The 4,170-nt window shown below is 34.6% G+C and carries 4 protein-coding genes; 3 read left to right on the top strand and 1 reads right to left on the bottom strand.

Annotation, left to right across the window (positions count from 1 at the left end):
• Window positions 1–246 (bottom strand): deoxyribodipyrimidine photo-lyase (locus tag VLC96_RS18740; protein WP_325265369.1); only part of this gene is annotated, 246 nt, incomplete at its 3' end.
• 250 nt (window positions 247–496) lie between these two features.
• Between VLC96_RS18740 and purB the strand changes: the two genes are divergently transcribed.
• From purB to VLC96_RS18725, 3 genes are all read left to right on the top strand, one after another.
• Window positions 497–1,843: an adenylosuccinate lyase gene (purB, locus tag VLC96_RS18735; RefSeq protein WP_325265368.1), complete on the top strand. Its 1,347-nt coding sequence runs from the start codon at window positions 497–499 to the stop codon at window positions 1,841–1,843.
• A 33-nt stretch (window positions 1,844–1,876) separates the two neighbouring features.
• Window positions 1,877–2,650: a polysaccharide deacetylase family protein gene (locus VLC96_RS18730; protein WP_325265366.1), complete on the top strand. Its 774-nt coding sequence runs from the start codon at window positions 1,877–1,879 to the stop codon at window positions 2,648–2,650.
• Window positions 2,651–3,007: 357 nt separating this feature from the next.
• The coding region (locus tag VLC96_RS18725) for a cation:proton antiporter (protein WP_325265364.1) at window positions 3,008–4,170 on the top strand (1,163 nt) is incomplete at its 3' end.

Here is a 4,170-nt window from a genome sequence, read left to right as displayed (position 1 = left end):
TGTTGTTCCTTTTTTTATTAAAAGTGAACTTCCAATGGCTTTGAGTTGCGCATTTACTTTTTGCAAAGATTCGTGTATAAAACTAACACGGGCATCATTTTTTGGCAAATTAGTCAGAATATCATCGTCGAAAATAAACAACGGAATTACTGGATAATTAAATTGTAAAGCATGATACAACGCTACATTATCTTCAAAACGCAAATCGCGTCGAAACCAAAAAATTGTAATTTCTTGTTTTGTCATTGTTTTGAATTGAATAGGCATTCAACGGTTGCTGAAAGACTCTTAGGGTTACCGACGGCCTTTTCTTGGCGGTCATGCCCAAATTATTTTTATCAATAAATATTCGCTGGCACTTCTAATTTTTTAAAGTTACAAATTACACTAATTTTTAAACTTATTTACTCTTTTTTAGACCAAAAATGAAGATTTGTACCCCCTTAATCTTTAAATTCTCTTTATATTTGTGCCTTTCAAAAAAACTACAAATAAAATGACTAACCTAAACGAATTGAATGCTATATCACCAATTGATGGTCGTTATAGAAATAAAACTTTAACTCTGGCTCCTTTTTTCTCCGAGGAAGCATTAATCAAATACCGCGTATTAATTGAAATCGAATATTTCGTTGCTTTATGCGAAGTTCCTTTGCCACAATTAAAAAACGTAAACCCTGATGTTTTTGACAGTTTACGCAACATTTATAAAAATTTCTCTACCGAAGATGCTCTTTGGATTAAAGAGACTGAAAAAGTGACCAACCACGATGTTAAAGCCGTTGAGTATTTTATCAAAGATGCTTTTGAAAAACTAGGTTTATCTGAATATAAAGAGTTTATCCACTTTGGATTGACTTCTCAAGACATTAATAATACTGCAATTCCGCTTTCGACTAAAGATGCGTTTGAGCAAGTTTATATGCCATCATTGATTTCATTGATTTCTAAATTAAAAGAATTAAGTCAGGAATGGGCTGCTATCCCGATGTTAGCGCGTACGCACGGACAACCGGCTTCTCCAACTCGTTTGGGTAAAGAAATTGCGGTATTTGTTGAGCGTTTGGAAGAGCAAATGCGTTTGTTATTCAACATTCCGTTTGCGGCTAAATTTGGTGGTGCAACCGGAAATTACAACGCGCATCATGTGGCGTATCCACAAATTGACTGGAAACAATTTGGTACAAAATTCGTTGAAAACAATTTAGGATTACACCATTCTTTTCCAACGACTCAAATTGAGCATTATGACCATTTTGCAGCTTTTTTTGATGCTTTGAAAAGAATTAATACGATTATCATCGATTTAGACAGAGACATTTGGACGTATGTATCGATGGAATATTTCAAACAAAAAATCAAAGCGGGAGAAATTGGTTCATCAGCAATGCCACACAAAGTGAACCCAATTGATTTTGAAAATTCTGAAGGAAATTTAGGAATCGCCAATGCTATTTTTGAACATCTTTCTGCTAAATTACCAGTTTCAAGACTGCAACGTGATTTGACTGACAGTACGGTTTTGAGAAATATTGGTGTTCCAATGGGACATACCATTATCTCCTTTGAAGCTACTTTGAAAGGATTGAACAAACTGCTTTTGAACGAATCAAAATTTGAAGAAGATTTAGAGAAAAACTGGGCGGTTGTTGCCGAAGCTATCCAAACTATTTTACGTCGTGAAGCGTATCCAAATCCTTATGAAGCCTTGAAAGGTTTGACAAGAACTAACGAAGCTATTGACAAAAAAGCTATTCATGGTTTCATAGCAACGCTAGATGTTTCGGACGAAATTAAAGCCGAATTATTGCAAATTACTCCAAGCAATTTTATAGGAATATAAATTAAAAATAATTCAAAAAGTACAAAGCCAATTATGAACGAGAAACTTTTATCCTTCATTTTGCTTTGTACTTTTTTTTTATTTTCATGTGAAGATAAAAAACCAATCCCAAAACCTAACCCCAAACATCCTACATCTGGAGTAGTCATTACTTTTGATGACAAAAGCGTTGATGAATGGTATGATGTTGATATAATTTTAAAACATTACTCCTGGAAAGCAACTTTTTGTGTTTCCAAAATAAACACGTTAACCCATTCCGAAATAATTCAACTCCAAAAATTACAAAAAGAAGGTCACGAAATTGCCGGGCATGGTTATCATCATTTTAAAGCTACTGAATATGTAGCAGAAAACGGAATTGACAACTACATCAACAAAGAAATTAATCCGATGCTGGATTTGATGAACTTTTATTCGTTGAAAGTTATTTCGTTTGCTTATCCGTATGGCTTTAGAAATCCTAAAATTGATTCCGCACTTTTAAAAAAATTTAAAATCATAAGAGGAACAACATATGCTGCATTAGATCCAGCTTTTCAATATTGTTATTTCGAAAAAAACCGATTAGTATTGGGAATTGGAATAGACACTGATTACCCAAATTTCAGTATTCCATATCTTATAAAATTATTGGAATTTGCCAAACGAAAACATAAAATACTGATTCTATACGGTCACAAACCTGTAGAGAAAATCACCGCCAAATACCAAACAGACATTGCTACTTTGATTTTTATCTGCAATTATGTCCATCAGCATAAAATGGCTTTTTACCGTTTGAGTGATTTGGACAAGTTAAATTAAAGCTATTTTAATACCAATTCCCACCTGAAAATTAGTATTTTTATATCCAACACTATTATTCCCGATAGTAATCTAGCCTAGCAGTAGCGAAATGTTTTGAGGGAAATAAACTAACCCGTTGGGTGAAATTCTAAAAATGAAAAAAATTAACCACATAGAAACATAGATTTAATAGCAAATCATTAAGGAACGAATAGAAATAGCACTATTTTCCACATAGTCAGTCTATGTGAGAAGTGAAACGGTTATCTAACTCTCTTTTAAAACTATAAATTCTATGTCTCTATGTGGTAAAAAATAATTTCACCCAACGCGTTAAATTATTTTTTCTTAATTAGCTCCTAAAAAATAGAACCTATGAGTGCAGTAGCCGAAACGACACAACATCTCGAACCTTTAATTACCGATTTAGGATTGATTCTAATGACGGCAGGAATTGCTGTTGTGATATTTAGAAAACTCAAACAGCCATTGGTACTTGGGTATTTGATTGCTGGTTTTCTGGCCGGAAATCATTTTGATTTTTTTCCTTCGATAAAAGATATTAAAAGCGTCGAAGTTTGGGCTGAAATTGGAATCATCTTTTTGCTATTCAGTCTGGGATTAGAATTTAGTTTCAAGAAACTGATGAAAGTTGGCGGCACTGCATCTATTACTGCAGGGGTTCAAATCGCGAGTATGTGCGCTATCGGCTACAGTGTGGGACAATGGCTGGGTTGGCCAAAGATGGATAGTATCTTTCTGGGCGTAATCCTATCGATATCGTCAACAACTATTATTTTGAAATCCTTTGACGAATTGGGTGTAAAGACACAAAAATTTGCCGGAATCGTTATTGGTTCGCTGATTGTTCAGGATATTCTTGCCATATTAATGATGGTTTTATTGTCAACCATTGCGGTGAGTAATCAGTTTTCCGGGAGCGCTCTTGTAATGTCGGTGCTGAAATTGGTATTCTTTCTGGTGCTTTGGTTTTTGGGCGGAATTTTTATTATTCCAACAGTACTCAAAAAAACCAAACATTTACTCACAGACGAAATGCTTCTTATACTTTCGCTGGCACTATGTTTAACGATGGTAATTTTTGCAGCTACTGTAGGATTTTCGCCTGCACTTGGTGCTTTCATCATGGGATCCATCATTGCCGAAACCACTCAAGCCGAACACATTGAGCATCTCGTAAAACCCGTAAAAGACTTATTTGGAGCTGTATTTTTTGTATCTGTCGGAATGTTAATTGATCCTAACGTATTGTATCAACATACTGTACCAGTAATCATTCTTTCTGTAGTAACTATTTTTGGGCAATCCATTAGTTCTACATTTGGCGCCTTATTATCAGGACAACCCTTGAAAGATTCTATCAGAACCGGAATGAGTTTGTCACAAATTGGGGAATTCTCGTTTATCATTGCCACATTGGGAGTCACATTAAAAGTTACTAATTCTTTTTTGTATCCAATAGTTGTTGCAGTTTCGGCAGTGACGGTTTTTACCACTCCGTTTATGATTAAATATTC

This window comes from Flavobacterium sp., from assembly GCF_035456085.1.
Lineage (GTDB): Bacteria > Bacteroidota > Bacteroidia > Flavobacteriales > Flavobacteriaceae > Flavobacterium.
This window is presented reverse-complemented; position numbering and strand designations above follow the sequence as displayed.